The following is a 15082-nucleotide window of genomic DNA, read 5'->3' as shown; positions in this document are numbered from 1 at the left end:
GTCTGGTCCTTCACTCAAAAGGAGGTAAGGCAATTGACGACTGAATTAAAACAGCAGATTTTAAACTTATTTAAAGAAACCGCTTCGAAGCCTCTATCTGTGCAGGAATTGCAGGATACGATGGAACTTGGAAGCTCTGAGGAATTTAAAGTATTGATGAAATCCTTAAATGAATTGGAAGAAGAAGGAGAGCTTGTCCAAACGAGGAAGAACCGTTTTGGACTTCCGGAAAAAATGAACCTGATCCGCGGCCGCATTCAAATGCATGCGAAGGGGTTCGCTTTTCTAATTCCTGATGATGAAGACAGCGACGACGTTTATATTCACCATTCCGACCTTCATTCAGCGATGAACAATGATAAAGTCTTCGTCCGTATTGAAAAACGGAAGGAAGACGGATCGCGCCCTGAAGGTGCCGTCATCCGTATATTGGAAAGGGCGACGACAAGAGTCGTGGGTACGTATGAGTCCAGCCGCAACTTTGGCTTTGTCATCGCGGATGATAAGCGGATTCCCAATGATATCTTCATTCCTAAATCCCAGAACAACGGAGCTGTAGACGGTCACAAGGTTATTGTGAATATTACCAAGTTTCCTGAAGACCGGATGAGCGCCGAAGGAGAGATTGTAGAAATCCTCGGTCACAAAAATGATCCGGGAATCGACATTCTTTCAATCATTCATAAACACGGGATAAAAATTGATTTTCCAAACGAAGTCCTGGAACAGGCAGCAGAAACGCCTGACCAGATCAGCGAGGATGAAATCAAGAACCGCAGAGATCTGCGGGACGAGACGATTGTAACGATTGACGGGGCCGATGCGAAAGATCTGGATGATGCTGTTGCGGTGAAACAGCTGGACAACGGGAATTATCACCTTGGCGTCCACATTGCTGATGTCACCTATTACGTCGGTGAAGGCTCTGCGATCGATCAGGAAGCCAGACAGCGGGCTACAAGTGTGTACCTTGTTGACCGGGTTATTCCGATGATCCCTCACAGGCTTTCCAACGGCATCTGCTCACTCAACCCTCAGGTGGACCGTCTCACTCTTTCCTGTGAAATGGAAATCAGTCCAAAAGGGGAAGTTGTTTCCCATGAGATTTTCCAAAGCGTAATCAAAACAAACGAGCGTATGACTTATAAAGATGTCAACGAAATCTTAACGAACGAAGATCCTGCCTTGATGGAAAAGTATAAAGATCTTGTTCCGATGTTCCAGAACATGGAAAACCTTGCTTCGATTCTCCGTGGTAAACGGATGGACCGCGGCGCGATTGATTTTGACTTCAAAGAAGCGGGTGTTGTCGTAGATGAGGAAGGAAAAGCCGTTGATGTGCGCCTGCGTGAGCGTTCAGTAGCAGAACGTCTCATTGAGGAATTCATGCTTGCAGCGAACGAAACGGTTGCTGAACACTTCCACTGGATGGAAGTCCCATTCATCCACCGTATCCACCAGGAGCCGGCTGAGGATAAGCTGCAGACGTTCTTCGACTTTGTAGCCAATATGGGCTACGTCGTAAAAGGAACGGCGGACAGTGTCCACCCTCAAGCGCTGCAGAAGGTGCTGGAAGAAGTGAAGGGGACGCAGGAGGATATGATCATATCCAAACTAATGCTCCGCTCCATGCAGCAGGCGAAATATGATCCGCAGGGACTTGGACACTTTGGACTTGCTACGGATTATTATACGCACTTCACGTCCCCGATCCGCCGTTATCCTGACTTGATCGTTCACCGGTTAATCCGGACGTATCTGGTAGAGAATAAGGTGGATTACAAAACGCGGAAGCATTGGAAAGACCAGATGCCGGAAATCGCCCGCCACTCCTCGGAAATGGAGCGTGCAGCAGTTGATGCCGAGCGTGAAACCGATGACCTGAAGAAAGCCGAATACATGCAGGATAAAGTCGGTGAGGAGTATGAAGGTGTCATCAGTTCTGTCACCAGCTTCGGCATGTTCGTCGAGCTGCCGAACACGGTGGAGGGTCTTGTTCATGTCAGTACTCTGACTGATGACTATTACCACTTCCATGAGAAGCAGTATGCGATGATCGGGGAACGGACTGGAAATGTGTTCCGGATCGGTGATGAGGTCACCATACGTGTAACCAACGTCAATATTGAGGAAAGAGTCGTTGACTTTGAAATTGACGGGATGAAGCCGCGTAAAGAGCGGAAGCGTCCGGAACGCCCGAAGAAAATTGAATCCAAAGGCCCCGACCGGAAGAAAGAAAAAGAGAAAAAGAAAAACAAACAGAAAGGGAACAAACCTTTCTATAGAAACAAAGGCGTTCCTAAAAAAGGAAGTAAGAAAAAGAAATAGAGTACAAAAGACGCGCCGGAAGGCGCGTCTTTTCAGTATGTAAAATAGTCTGTGTCATCCAGTTGGAATCGGCCGGATGTTGTGGGGAGGGGGGCTCGTTCCGCTTATCGGTGGATGCTTGTCCCGCGCACAGCTGAAGTTCCCACAGGTGTCACAACCGAACATTTTTTGATTCACAAGACCGGGATGGGCTGCGCTGTTGCCGCTTGCGTGGGAAAAGGTGAAGGAGAGTCTTTTTTGATGTTAAAGAATTCCCAAAGGGGCTTTCGATCCTGGCGGTAAGAAAGAAAAAAAGCTTGTAAAGAAACAGAGGCTTCTCTACAAGCTGAAAAGACGAGTCTTTAGTTTAGGCACTTAACGTGTGCTGAACATTGGCAACATCTTTTTCGTTTAAGTGGCGGGCAGACTCTTCAAGGTCCAGATCCACATAGGTGGACCATTGAGAGAGTTCCTCCCGCGGAACAATATGGTTGTTCAAAATGTGGCCTTCCTTTTCAGAACGGATGTGGTAGGAAATGAACAATTTCCCTTCCATCAATTCTCGATCGTGGGAAACAGAAACAATCATCCAGTTATCTTTTACAGATGATTCCCAATCAGATGCCAGCGCATCTTCAGCCGTAAGCTGATACACAGATGGTTCGTTATGATCAAAAAAGACAATGACGCCTTCTTTATCTTTTGTAATATATCCAGGGTTCTTCCAGGAATGACGTTTCAAAGCATGACCTTCATCTAACATTTGTGCGGCTTTCATAAAGTCCATTGCAATAAGTCCTTTCTCGTGGAAATTTTCACCTTATGGATTTTATAGACTGCAAACGCTTCCTGTCAACCGTTAGAATGAAGTTTTCACCCATTGTCCATATAAGATCCAAGGATCCTGTACATCATAGGGAGTCAGGTCAGGGATACTTTTAAATCCCAAGGGTGAAAAGTCGATCCAGCATCCCGTATTACCGGGGTTTTGTTCCCAGTGTTTAAGGACCGTTTCGAAAAAGCCGGGCTGTTCATAATGATCATCCCAGAAATATTTAACGTGGGAGTAATCGTATTTCTTTGTGTCATTTTTGATGATGATGAACCGCTGGTGGTCGGGACTGATATAGAAAGAAGAGTCACCGAGGTATTGATCAGTGAAAAAGGCTTCATCATAAGGGAAGGGATAATAACATTCATAAGGGAAAGTGCCGAGAGCGTTGCTTTTTAACGTCTGAAGGAGCTTCCGCTTATCTTCCAGATTATGGACCGTCCTCCACGCTCTCCCTTTGGTGTGTCCAGTGAGAAAATCCGGCCGCTTTAAAGTAAGGTAATGACTTACAGGACCTTGGTCAAGCCCGAGCTTTCCAAGGACCCTCCTTGCTGGAAGGTTTCCGATGTGTGTGTTCGCACCAAGCCACCGGATGCCGGGGGAGGTGGTTAATTCGTTAATGATGGCGGAGAGAAGGTGGGTGGCGTGTCCTTTAGCCAAGTACCGCTGGTCACTGCGGAGCCTCCCCAGCATAGCAAACTGCTTCTTTCCAAATAAGCTGTAGCCGGCTACAGAGAGCATCCGTCTATCTTGGAATAAGCCGAACAGTCTATGCTCTTCAGAGGTAACAAGGCGCTCAAAAATCCGGACGACGTAATCGTCCTCAATGCCTGTTTCCATCGCCTGAAGGCTGTATATATCATCCACGGTCAGCGTTTTGACCTGGAGCACCTGATTCATCGATTCTGCCCCTTTCTTCTTCTTTTTCCACCTTTATATTCTCATAATTCGAATAAGGAAGTCTATGGAGAGGCATCCGCTTTCATCAATAGGTTATCCGTTGGAATCAACGAAGTCGGCGTGGTACAATAAAGGGACGTAACAGAGGAGGAAGTCACTATGCCTAGAGGAAATGGAAAGACATTGGCTCAGAATAAAAAAGCCCGCCATGACTACACGATCGAAGAAACATTTGAAGCAGGTGTGGTTCTGCAGGGCACAGAAATCAAATCGATCCGTAACGGACGGTTGAACTTAAAGGACAGCTTCGCCCGTATTCATAAAGGAGAAGTATATCTGCATAACATGCACATTTCACCATATGAACAGGGCAATATTTTCAACCATGATCCTACACGGGCGCGTAAGCTTCTGCTGCACCGTAAGGAAATCAACCAGTTGATTGGACAGACCCAGCAGAAAGGGTATTCCCTTGTCCCTTTGAAGGTCTATATTAAAAACGGCGTCGCTAAAGTTTTAATCGGCCTTGGTAAAGGGAAGAAGAAATATGATAAGCGTGAAGATTTGAAGCAGAAACAGCAGAAGCGGGAAATCGACCGCGCAATCAAGGAAAGCTTGAAGTAAGCACGCCCCTTGAAAAAATATTTTAATATGCTATAATAGTTATTGTCGTTAATTCGACAAGCAAGACGACAGCTTGGCTGTTCTCTTTAATCCTAACGGGGACGTTACGGATTCGACGGGGATAGGTCGAGCCCGGGTCGCGAGTCGAGTGACGTCTCGTAAACCGTCATTTGCCTAAATATAACTGGCGAATCTAACGAAAACCTAGCTGTAGCTGCGTAAGTAGTCTATAGCTGATCCTTCCCGGCATCGCCCATGTGCTGGATGAAGGGTCTCAAACTGAAGTGGGCTACGCGTTTTTCCACCGCCTGAGGAAAAACGAAGAGACTAAACAGGCTAGCTGCTTGGAAGCCTGTTGATAGGCCGAAGAGACAGTGAACTATAAATGTATCAACTACGCTCGTAGAAGCCCGGGTGCCGATATCTCCGGACGTGGGTTCGACTCCCACCGTCTCCACCAATACATATATTGGTGGTTTTTTTTATGGGTAAAAAAGAAAGCGCATCCAGTGTGATTCCTGATTTTTCTAAAAGTTTTTATGTGTCATCTGCTATAACGGTTCTTTAACGTATTGATCCCCGTGTCAGCCTCCTTGGTGTCTGTTGTGTTCTTTGGTGCCTGTATCTCTGAAGGGTAATCTTTTTAGTACCGGGGAACCTTGAGAGCGCGGAGGCTTCATTTAGAATTCCGGGTGGTGCTTATGCCTGTGCTGAAGTTGCGGATGTATAATTATACGCATTTTATAAATGACAGGGTGACCGATCAGTCAAAACGGTATTCTTTTACTGGTGGGGCACTATCTGTTGACTACCTGGTCACTTGTGTGTATGATAGAGTCATAATCATATAACGTCCTTCTAAGGGGAGTAGCTTTTACGGTAACGTCGTCATTACAGAGACTTGTCTCTCGGCTTTATCGGCAGCAGACGCTGTTAGCAAGACCTTACCACTATGGTACAGGTCCCTTATTGTCTGAAACGATCTGTACCTTGTACAGGTCGTTTTTTATTTCTTTAAAAGGAGAGGAACAGAGTGAACTTACAATCCATGAAAGTTTCCATGCCAACGTATATGTCTAAGGAATTCGAGAAAATGGAGAAAATAACAGAACCAAAAACGAAAAAAATGCGGAGGTATTCGCTTGTTTCTCTATTTATGCTGCCGATGGCTGTGTTTAATATCATCAGCCTCGTCTTCTTCACTGAGACGATGGCGGTCGTCCCGGTTCTTCTGTTTAGTGCCGCGGGGGCTGTGGCTTTAGCCCTTCAAAAAGAGGTGAAGGTTCTCTTGAAAGAAGTGCAGGAAATGATGGTCAGTTATATGAAAGAGCGGATGGATAAGGCAGCAGGAATGAATCCGATCCGGCTCAACCGATTCAAAACACAACTGGAAGAAAATCCGAACCAATCCGTTAAAGTATTCGCAGAATTTCTCGAAGCAGAAAGAGAGTGGTCAGGGAATGAATAAAGAAGAGGTCGTAGAAATGACAAAGCTGCACATAGGAGAGTGGAAGGACCTTTTAATCTTGTATAAATTTGGTCTGGATGAAATCAACACAAAGTTGAAAATTCTTAACGAAGAATTTAAATACTTGTATAACCATAACCCTATTGAGCATTTAAAATCGAGAGTGAAGGACCCTGCCGGCATTGCAGAAAAGTTGAAAAGAAAAGGCTGTGATCCTACTAAGGAAAATGCCCGGGAATATGTTCAGGATATCGCAGGGATAAGGATCATCTGCTCTTTTGTTTCTGATATCTATAAGATTTATGACATGCTTGATCAGCAGGATGATATCCATGTGATCGAGGTGAAAGACTACATCGAAAACCCAAAACCGAACGGCTATAAAAGCCTCCATCTTATTTTGGAAGTCCCTGTGTTTTTATCCAATCGAACGGAGATGGTCAAAGTTGAAGTTCAGATCAGAACGGTAGCGATGGATTTCTGGGCAGGTATTGAGCATAAGCTGTACTACAAATATGAAAAAAGCGTCCCCGATCATCTTGCTGGAGAGCTGTTGAAGGCTGCGGAAACTGTCCATGCGCTGGATGACAAGATGAGCGGTTTGAAGAAAGAAGTCGATATGTTGGAAGCGTCACACGTTTAACCAATGAAAAAGGTGAGGTGGGCAAAGATGGAAAAGCACACGGTCGATAAGAAGCGGGACACGTTTATCAGCCGTCTTAGAAGTCAGGGTGTGAACATACAAGTGACGTCAAAAAAGAAAAAAGAGGTAAAGCCGCTGCTGGACCTGGATGTACCGAAATGGAAAAATGCCTTTCATTGATAAGAAAAAGCCGCCTTCAACGGCGGCTTCCTTTTCTACATATAATGGGCGCGGATTTGTGTGGACAGGTCTATATATTCATCATATCTTTCCAGGTTAAAGACCATTCCTTTTATAACGGCTGGTCTCGGTGCTTCGGATTTCAACTCCTGAAGAAGAATGTCTGCTGTATCTTTCAAATCCACATCATCCCTCTGGGCATAAATTTCTTGAAGCTGGAAGACAATGTCTTCCAGCTGGTTGAACTGGTAATTTTCAGGGATAACCCGTTTAATGACTTCGTCTGTTATGACGGGGGAGTCATGGCCGTTTTCAAACCCTTCCATAATAGCATCCATTTTGTTGGCTATTGACTCCGCGACCTTCAAAAGACTGAACTCCATTTTATCCATAATCATAAGGTCCATGTACGTTTTGAATAAGCTCTGGACGGTCAGGCTCGCTTCCCAGGCGTAGGGTTCTGCCTTGGTCCCGTAAATGGCAAGGATGTGGTTACGGTAGAACAACACGGAATGATACCGCATCCGTCTGATTAAATTCTCGATCATATCATTGAACGGGATCACCTGCTCGCGTACCTGCATGATGATGAATTCGCGGTGGTCCGCCACTTCCTCCATGGACACCTTCAATTGATGGATGAATTTCTCCTTTGGCGGCATAGGGGTGGAAGATACTTCGTTGATTCTCTTCTGCATCCGCCTCCAGTAATGTTCGAACAATTCGTAAAGAAGGTCATCCTTTGTATCAAAGTGAAGATAAAAAGCTCCCTTGGAAATATTGGCTGCTTTGGCGATTTCCTGAACGGATGTAGAGCTGAATCCTTTTCTAGCGAATAATTTTATAGAAGTCTCGATGATATTGAGTTTTTTCTGATCCATATAGATAGCACCTTTCAAATAGTGTAACACTTGACTGGTGACTGACCGGTCATGTATATTGTAGAACGTGATGACCGATTAGTCAATTAGAGGGGGAGAATATAAAGTGAAGAAGATCATTGATTTTTCAATGAACAATAAGTTTGCTGTCTGGTTAATGACTATTATTATAACAGCAGCAGGGCTCTATTCGGGCTTGAATATGAAATTGGAAACCATACCTGATATTGAACCGCCGATTATAACCGTAACAACGGTCTACCCGGGTGCTACTCCAGCCGAAGTAGCCGGAGAAGTTTCGGAACCGTTGGAACAGCAGGTTCAAAATTTAAGTGGAGTAAAAACGGTAAGTTCGAGTTCTTTCCAAAACGCTTCAAATATCCAGTTGGAGTATGGATACAGCAAGGATTTAGATGAAGCTGAGGATGAACTGCAGGAAGCTGTGGATTCGGCTGCGCTTCCGGATGATGTGCAGGAACCGGACGTGTCCCGCATCAACTTCAATGCTTTTCCAGTCTTAAGTATGAGTGTGATCAGCGAAGGACAGAGCCTTGAAGAACTGACCGCTGAGGTTGAAGATTCGATTAAACCACAGCTGGAAGGTCTGGAAGGTGTTGCAGATGTACAGATATCCGGACAGCAGGTCCAGGAAGTGCAGATGTCCTTTGATGAGGAAGCTCTTGCTGAAAGAGGCATGGATCAGGAAACTGTGCAGAATATCATCCAAGGGTCGAACGTGACGTTCCCGCTGGGGCTTTATAACTTTGATGATACACAGAAGTCTGTCATGATTGATGGCAATGTGTCTTCCCTTGAAGATTTGAAACAGCTTGAAATTCCTGCGATCCCATCCCAGAGTGATTCGTCCTCTGCTCAAAGTCAGCAGGCGGCAGGAGCAGCGCAGGGGCAGCAGGGCGATGCCGCTGCAGCTCAGCAAGGGGCAGCCGATGCTCAGGCACAGCAGGCCGAGGGGGTTCCAACTGTTCAGCTTCAGGACATTGCGGATCTTGAGATTGTTGGACAGACGGAATCGATTTCAAGAACCAATGGGGAGGAATCCATCTCCATTCAAATTGTAAAATCACAGGAAGCAAACACCGTGGACGTGGTGAATCTTGTGAAGGAAACGACCGAAGATCTTGAAAGTGATTTAGATGGTCTTGAGTTTATCTATTCCTTTGACCAGGGAGAACCGATTGAAGAATCTGTAAGTACGATGCTGAACAAAGCGTTGTTCGGCGGATTGTTCGCTATTCTTGTCATTCTGTTGTTCCTCCGTAACTTTAGAACAACACTGATTTCTGTTGTGTCCATTCCATTATCACTGCTGATCGCGATTCTTATATTGAATCAGATGGACATTACCTTGAACATTATGACGCTCGGAGCCATGACTGTGGCTATCGGCCGGGTTGTGGATGATTCCATTGTTGTGGTGGAGAACATCTACAGGCGGATGGCGCTTAAAGACGAAGAACTTGAAGGGAAGGCTTTAGTTCGAGCGGCTACGAAAGAAATGTTTATGCCGATTCTTTCTTCAACCATTGTAACGATAGCGGTATTCCTTCCGCTTGGATTAGTTGAAGGTGTCGTCGGTCAGGTATTCCTGCCGTTTGCGTTAACGGTCGTCTTTGCACTCCTTGCTTCCTTAGTGGTCGCTGTTACGATCGTACCGATGATGTCTCATTCCCTTCTTACGAAAGAAAGAGCTCAAAAGGGACACCAGGAAGGCCCGGGTAAAATTGCGAAATGGTACCGCTCAGTATTAAACCGTGTGTTAAACCATAAGATTATTACTTCTCTAGTAGCTGTAGCTATTCTCGTTGGAAGTATCGCTCTTATCCCTCTTGTAGGGGTCAGCTTCCTTCCTTCAGAAGAACAGAAGATGGTCATGCCGACGTACAGCCCGGCACCGGGTCAGACGATTGAAGATGTTGAAGAGATTGCTTCCGAAGCCCATGAATACTTTGACGGGCGGGACAATGTGCAGACGATTCAATATTCTGTCGGTGGAGAAAATCCGATGAGCCCGGGAGCATCCAATCAGGCAGCCTTTTTCGTTGAATATGACAGCGAAACAGAAAACTTTGAATCAGAAAAAGAGCAGGTGCTCGAAGACTTGAAAGCGATGACGGATGAAGGGGAATGGGCAAGTCAGGACTTCTCCTCCACAGGGTCCAGCAATGAAATTGAAGTTCAAGTCTTTGGTGACAATACGGATGAAATCAAGCCATATGTAGAAGAAGTACAAACACTGCTCGAAGATCAGGATGAATTGAAAGACGCTTCCTCCTCTCTTTCCGAATCGTATGAGGAATATACACTGGTTGCCGACCAGGAAAAAATGAGCCAGCTCGGTTTGACAGCGGGTCAATTGGGAATGGAGCTCAGTTCCAATGGTGAACGTACAGAAATCACCACCATTCAGGAAGATGGAGAAGAACTTCAGGTGTACCTGGAAGTAGAGCAGGACAATTACAGTAATATTGATGATTTAACCGATAAGGAAATCCAGTCACCACTAGGTACATCTGTACCGATCAGTGAAGTCGTAGAAGTTGAAGAAGGCACGACTGAAGATACGATCAGCCGCCGGAACGGCCAGGTGTATGCAAGTGTCAGTGCCAAGACGACAACGGATGATATCGGATCTGTATCTGCAAGTGTTCAGGAAGAGCTGGATCAGATTGATCACCCGGCTTCCATTGACCTATCCATCGGTGGTGTGACGGAGGATATTAACGAGTCCTTCAGTCAGCTTGGATTAGCCATGCTGGCAGCCATCGCCATTGTGTATGTTGTGCTGGTCATCTTCTTTGAAGGTGCACTCGCGCCATTTGCGATCCTGTTTTCTCTTCCGTTTACGATCATCGGAGCAGTAGTCGGCTTACTGATTGGCGGAGAAACGTTAAGTATCTCGGCTATGATCGGGGCTCTTATGCTCATTGGTATCGTCGTAACGAACGGTATTGTATTGATTGACCGAGTCATTCAAAGAGAAAAAGATGGCTTCTCTACGCGTGAAGCGCTGCTTGACGCAGGAATGACACGTATCCGCCCAATATTGATGACAGCTCTGGCAACAATCGGAGCACTGCTTCCATTAGCCCTCGGCTTTGAAGGCGGCTCGATCATCAGTAAAGGACTGGGGATTACTGTCATCGGTGGTCTTGCAAGTTCCACATTGTTAACACTGCTGATTGTACCGGTTGTGTATGAGATGCTCAGTAAAATTGGTAAAAAGAAAAAAGCATAAAGGATTGTAATGAGGAAGACTCCACGGGGAATCGTGGAGTCTTCTTTTATGATTTAAATCGGAAAAAATCATCTTCTTTCCACCGGCAGCGTCATGCAGCGGATGCCTCCGCCGCCATTTTCCAATTCGTCCACATCGATACGGATGATGTTTTTCTTTTTCAACTTTTCATGATGAAGCACTTTCTTATGGGCTTTCGTACTTACCAGCAGAGTGTCCGGGTTCAGATTCAGAAAATTAATATCGGCTACGGTGTGCGTTATCTCATCTGTCCAAAAAATGTCATATCCGTGACGAGGAATGAAGTCGTCCATCATCATATAGGATCTCTCTTTAGCTGTGAAAACGTGAACGGGGAAGTACTTCATATAACTTTTGGCGATAAGAAGATCGTGGGCCGCTACATTACAGTTCATATCCATGTGCATCGTATCCCCCCGTCTTGGAAGATCGATGACACCCACTTCAGAAAACCCTTCCTCCCATAGGCGCGGAAGCAGCTTCAGGACACTTTCAAAGCTCGTCCGAAGTCCTGTGTTAATAAAAACCGCCTCTTTACTTAGAACGAGGACATCACCAAACTCAAGAGCGTTGGTCTCATTATTGGCTTGAAGTGAGAAACGGTCTTCAGGGAACCAGTTTTCAAAAAGTTTGTGGGCATACAGGTATTCCGGTCTTCTCATGGATATGCCGGCTTCACCGGGAACGACGAGCGTACCAAAAACACAGGCGAGATCCCTTGCAAAAACCCGATTGATCAATCGGGCATGAAAGGCTTGATCAGGCTCAGGGAGATGGCCGGAATAATCAATGACCTCCACACCTTCCCGAGTCATGGCTTCTGTCATCTCTTGAAAAGCCGCAGCCGTTTTCTCAGGGTTCACCGGCTTTTCCCACTGCACATCATCGGCTGCTGCCTGGGTGGGAATCCTGGTCGTAGAAGGTGAACACATAATCACTTTTTTTAATTCGTCATATTCATTACAACAAAAGGGGTGTATGAGCATCATGATCACGTTCCTTCCTCATTCATTCCTTATTACTTTTTCCGAAATGGTGAAAGACATTCCCGGAACGATTTACATAAAACCTCCGCTTCACATCAAACTAGATATAAAGGAGGGAAGCGGCTGTGAAGAAGGAAAGTACCCAGGGAACACTAACATGGTGGCAGATGTCGTTTATAGGAATTGGATGCATTATTGGAACAGGTTTTTTTCTAGGTTCCAGCATAGCCATCTCGAAAGCAGGCCCTCCCGTTATTTTCGTCTACCTTGCGGCTGGTACCGGAACGTATATCGTTTTCCGCTGCCTTGCTGCCCTGACGGCGGCACACCCTGAAAAAGGATCGTTTCGTACGTACGCCAAACAGGCCTTCGGATCATGGGCGGGGTTCAGCAACGGGTGGGTGTACTGGTCGTGTGAAATGTTGATTATGGGCAGTCAGCTCACAGCTCTGGCCATCTTTGCCCAATTTTGGTTTCCGAAGCTTCCGTTATGGGTGTTTGCTCTTGTGTTCGCCCTTTTAGGTCTCCTTGTCATCTGGCTTGGTGTGCGCAAGGTGGAGCAGATGGAAAACATGTTCGGAATCATTAAAATATCCGCTGTTCTCATGTTTATTATCATTGCCGCTTTAGCCTTGACCGGAGTGATTGACCGTTCGGCTGGTACCGCCGATGCGGCCGGTGTATTCCATAATTTTTTTGAAAAAGGCTGGACCGGTTTGTGGGTGGCCCTGCTTTATGCGTTTTACGCTTTTGGGGGGATTGAAGTGATGGGATTGATGGCGGGGGAGTTGAAAGATCCAAAGGATGCCCCTAAATCAGGCACGTTGATGCTCATCGTATTAACCGTGGTGTATATGGCGGCTTTTTACTTCGTGGTTACGTTGACGTCGATTGAAAAAATAACGACCGATGAAAGTCCGTTTCTAACCGCTCTTACCGGCTATTCACTCCCCTTGGTACCGCATGTTTTCAACGCTGTCCTTATTATTGCCGGCTTTTCCACGATGGCAGCTTCTCTGTATGCGGTCACTACAATGATCATGGCTTTAAGTGAAGAAGGGGATGCACCTGGTATCTTCATCCAGAAGGAAGAAGGAAAGGTATCTAAACCAGCTTTCGTTCTTACAATTTTTGTTGTCGTCCTGTCCATTATTCTGGCTGTTCTATTACCGGACAGGCTGTTCGAATACGTGACGACAGCAGCGGGTTTGATGCTTTTATATAACTGGGCGTTTATCCTGCTTTCCTACCGTAAACTCATGGGAAAAGGGTTCAGGGATGGTTTGTTCGTGTGGACGGGACTGCTGTTTTTAGGTCTGGCCGTGAGTGGAACACTGATGGATTCTATGACAAGGATCGGTTTTTTTGTAAGCCTTGCTTTTTTAGCCGTCATTGCCCTTGCGACGTGGATCAAATTGAAGAAAGCCCCTGAATCAGGGGCGTAGGCTCCTGGTTTTAGCCAGGAAAGGACATTGGGGTAAAGAAGTATCATCATCACGTAGAAAATACTGTTCCCATTCATGGTTATCTTCCTGACCATACCATTTTAAGGCTGGATGGGCGGGAAGGTCGTCGTAGTCAACGAGTCGCTTCCGGATGACATTTTTAAGGCGTCGTCCGTAAGTGGTCGAATCATTGATATCTTCAAACACCCATCTTGGCTGAAAAGCAAGCAGCAAGGAAGGAAAACACCGGCTGTTTCTTTTTGTATGGGCGGGAGTGGCACAAAAGGCGAAATAAGGCTCTCCGTGAAAACAGAATTCCCAGGAAGGATCTTCGGGATCCTGCGAAATATCCTCGGGCCATTCTTTCTCGTCAAGAGCATGGGTTTGATTGAGCAGGGTCCAGAACACCTTCTCGTAATCCTTGATTTCAAGCTGATCTTTCAACAGCGCCCTTGTGTCACAGAAAACGACAAGGGATGTATAGCTGCCTGTCTGCCGGGAAACTTCGCCGTAGCTTTTCAGGAGTTTCCCCAGTTGCTCAGAAGCGGAAGAACTACGTGGGTCTTCTAGAAAACCAAAACGCAGCATCCCGTTGGTGTACCCCTGGATGCCCGGGACGCAGGGGTAGGCATGGTCCCTGCTTGTCAACATGTCACCAAACGCGGTAAAGGAACGCTCCTGCCAGGTTTCCAGTGCAGTCTTCGGGTTTTCTATCTCTTCTTTTGTGTAAAGCATCAAAATCTCCCTCCTGTAGTTACATCCATATCCTATGGAGGAGGGAGAGAATGGGTGACTGTCTATCCCATCAACATCTGTACAGCCTGAACACCGAAGTAAAGACCGAATCCTATTAAAATGATCCCTGAAAGGATTGAGATGGAAGAAAGAAGGCGGGTGGTCAGCCATTTTCGTGCTCCCGAAGCGGCCGAGGCCATCGTGATATCCCAGATCATGATACCGATAAAGATCCCTCCACTATAAATAAGGAGCTGGGTCTCCTCGTACTTGGAGGATATTTCTGCGAGGATGGAGCCGTAAATGCCAACCCAGAATAAAATGTTCAAGGGATTGGATAAAGCCATGAAAAAGCCTGTCCGGAATGATCTCCCCCGGGAGCCTTTTGAAGGGGCAGACCGTTGGGCAGCCGTATTCTTCGCTCCTGCGATACTTTCTACACCTGTATAAATAAGGACAAAAGCGCCGAACGACCACAAAAAGGTTTTGATGAGCGGAATCTGTACGTAATCAGTGAGACCAAAATAAATGAGCAGCATAAACAATCCGTCTGCAGCCATGGCTCCGACGCCGACGAGCCAGGCATGAAAGAATCCATAGCGGATACCTTTATCCAATTGAGCCGCATTGATAGGACCGACGGGGGCGGATAACGACAGGCCCAGCAGAATATAACTAAAAAACATAAATGCCTCCTTGTATGTAGAACTTGTCTCTATACTACATAAATATGAACATTGTGGAAGGACCTTGACTGAAAATCGATGATGGATAGAAAAACAGGCCGCCGGATCGGCCGCCTGT

The 15082-nt window shown here is 46.2% G+C and carries 13 protein-coding genes and 1 other RNA gene; 8 read left to right on the top strand and 6 right to left on the bottom strand.

The window, feature by feature from the left end; all coding sequences use genetic code 11:
- Positions 1-33 precede the first annotated feature (33 nt).
- Entirely contained in the window at positions 34-2328 is a 2295-nt protein-coding gene (gene rnr, locus ACXAD6_RS13875; protein WP_474969357.1) for a ribonuclease R, read from the top strand.
- A gap of 346 nt (positions 2329-2674) precedes the next feature.
- Here rnr and ACXAD6_RS13870 read toward each other — a convergent pair whose 3' ends face one another.
- Together ACXAD6_RS13870 and ACXAD6_RS13865 are read right to left on the bottom strand one after the other, a co-directional pair.
- Entirely contained in the window at positions 2675-3094 is a 420-nt protein-coding gene (locus ACXAD6_RS13870) for a Thoeris anti-defense Tad2 family protein (RefSeq protein WP_474969356.1), read from the bottom strand.
- A gap of 72 nt (positions 3095-3166) precedes the next feature.
- Positions 3167-4039 carry a GNAT family N-acetyltransferase gene (locus tag ACXAD6_RS13865; RefSeq protein WP_474969355.1) on the bottom strand — a complete coding sequence of 291 codons (873 nt, stop codon included), beginning with the start codon at positions 4037-4039 and terminating at the stop codon, positions 3167-3169.
- A 159-nt stretch (positions 4040-4198) separates the two neighbouring features.
- Between ACXAD6_RS13865 and smpB the strand changes: the two genes are divergently transcribed.
- The 5 genes from smpB to ACXAD6_RS13840 all read left to right on the top strand — a co-directional run bounded on the left by smpB (position 4199) and on the right by ACXAD6_RS13840 (position 6954).
- On the top strand, positions 4199-4663 hold the full coding sequence (smpB, locus tag ACXAD6_RS13860; protein ID WP_027956362.1) for an SsrA-binding protein SmpB: 465 nt from the start codon (positions 4199-4201) through the stop codon (positions 4661-4663).
- A gap of 97 nt (positions 4664-4760) precedes the next feature.
- Positions 4761-5123: a transfer-messenger RNA gene (ssrA, locus tag ACXAD6_RS13855) on the top strand.
- A 573-nt stretch (positions 5124-5696) separates the two neighbouring features.
- On the top strand, positions 5697-6131 hold the full coding sequence (locus ACXAD6_RS13850) for a DUF5392 family protein (protein ID WP_474969354.1): 435 nt from the start codon (positions 5697-5699) through the stop codon (positions 6129-6131).
- Positions 6124-6774, top strand: a complete 651-nt coding sequence (locus ACXAD6_RS13845) for a GTP pyrophosphokinase (RefSeq protein ID WP_474969353.1) — start codon at positions 6124-6126, stop codon at positions 6772-6774. The genes ACXAD6_RS13850 and ACXAD6_RS13845 overlap by 8 nt, the downstream gene beginning before the upstream one ends.
- Before the next feature lie 27 nt (positions 6775-6801).
- A complete protein-coding gene (locus ACXAD6_RS13840) occupies positions 6802-6954 on the top strand; it encodes a hypothetical protein (protein WP_474969352.1) in 153 nt (50 codons plus the stop codon).
- A gap of 35 nt (positions 6955-6989) precedes the next feature.
- On the opposite strand, the gene ACXAD6_RS13835 is transcribed toward ACXAD6_RS13840, so the two are convergent.
- Positions 6990-7835, bottom strand: coding sequence for a TetR/AcrR family transcriptional regulator (locus tag ACXAD6_RS13835; RefSeq protein ID WP_474969350.1), 846 nt, complete (start codon positions 7833-7835; stop codon positions 6990-6992).
- A 106-nt stretch (positions 7836-7941) separates the two neighbouring features.
- On the opposite strand from ACXAD6_RS13835, the gene ACXAD6_RS13830 reads away from it, so the two are divergent.
- Positions 7942-11091, top strand: a complete 3150-nt coding sequence (locus ACXAD6_RS13830; protein ID WP_474969349.1) for an efflux RND transporter permease subunit — start codon at positions 7942-7944, stop codon at positions 11089-11091.
- Positions 11092-11159: 68 nt separating this feature from the next.
- Here the strand turns inward: ACXAD6_RS13830 and ACXAD6_RS13825 are convergent, their stop codons facing one another.
- Positions 11160-12101, bottom strand: a complete 942-nt coding sequence (locus ACXAD6_RS13825) for an arginine deiminase family protein (RefSeq protein WP_474969348.1) — start codon at positions 12099-12101, stop codon at positions 11160-11162.
- A gap of 122 nt (positions 12102-12223) precedes the next feature.
- Here ACXAD6_RS13825 and ACXAD6_RS13820 point away from each other — a divergent pair, with 122 nt between their 5' ends.
- Entirely contained in the window at positions 12224-13543 is a 1320-nt protein-coding gene (locus ACXAD6_RS13820) for an amino acid permease (RefSeq protein ID WP_474969347.1), read from the top strand.
- Here the strand turns inward: ACXAD6_RS13820 and ACXAD6_RS13815 are convergent.
- Together ACXAD6_RS13815 and ACXAD6_RS13810 are read right to left on the bottom strand one after the other, a co-directional pair.
- Entirely contained in the window at positions 13532-14278 is a 747-nt protein-coding gene (locus tag ACXAD6_RS13815; RefSeq protein WP_474969346.1) for a YqcI/YcgG family protein, read from the bottom strand. The genes ACXAD6_RS13820 and ACXAD6_RS13815 overlap by 12 nt on opposite strands.
- 62 nt (positions 14279-14340) lie before the next feature.
- A complete protein-coding gene (locus tag ACXAD6_RS13810) occupies positions 14341-14964 on the bottom strand; it encodes a LysE family transporter (RefSeq protein ID WP_474969345.1) in 624 nt (207 codons plus the stop codon).
- Between the last annotated feature and the right edge of the window lie 118 nt (positions 14965-15082).

This window comes from Halobacillus sp. ABH2_015, assembly GCF_056158945.1.
This window is presented reverse-complemented; position numbering and strand designations above follow the sequence as displayed.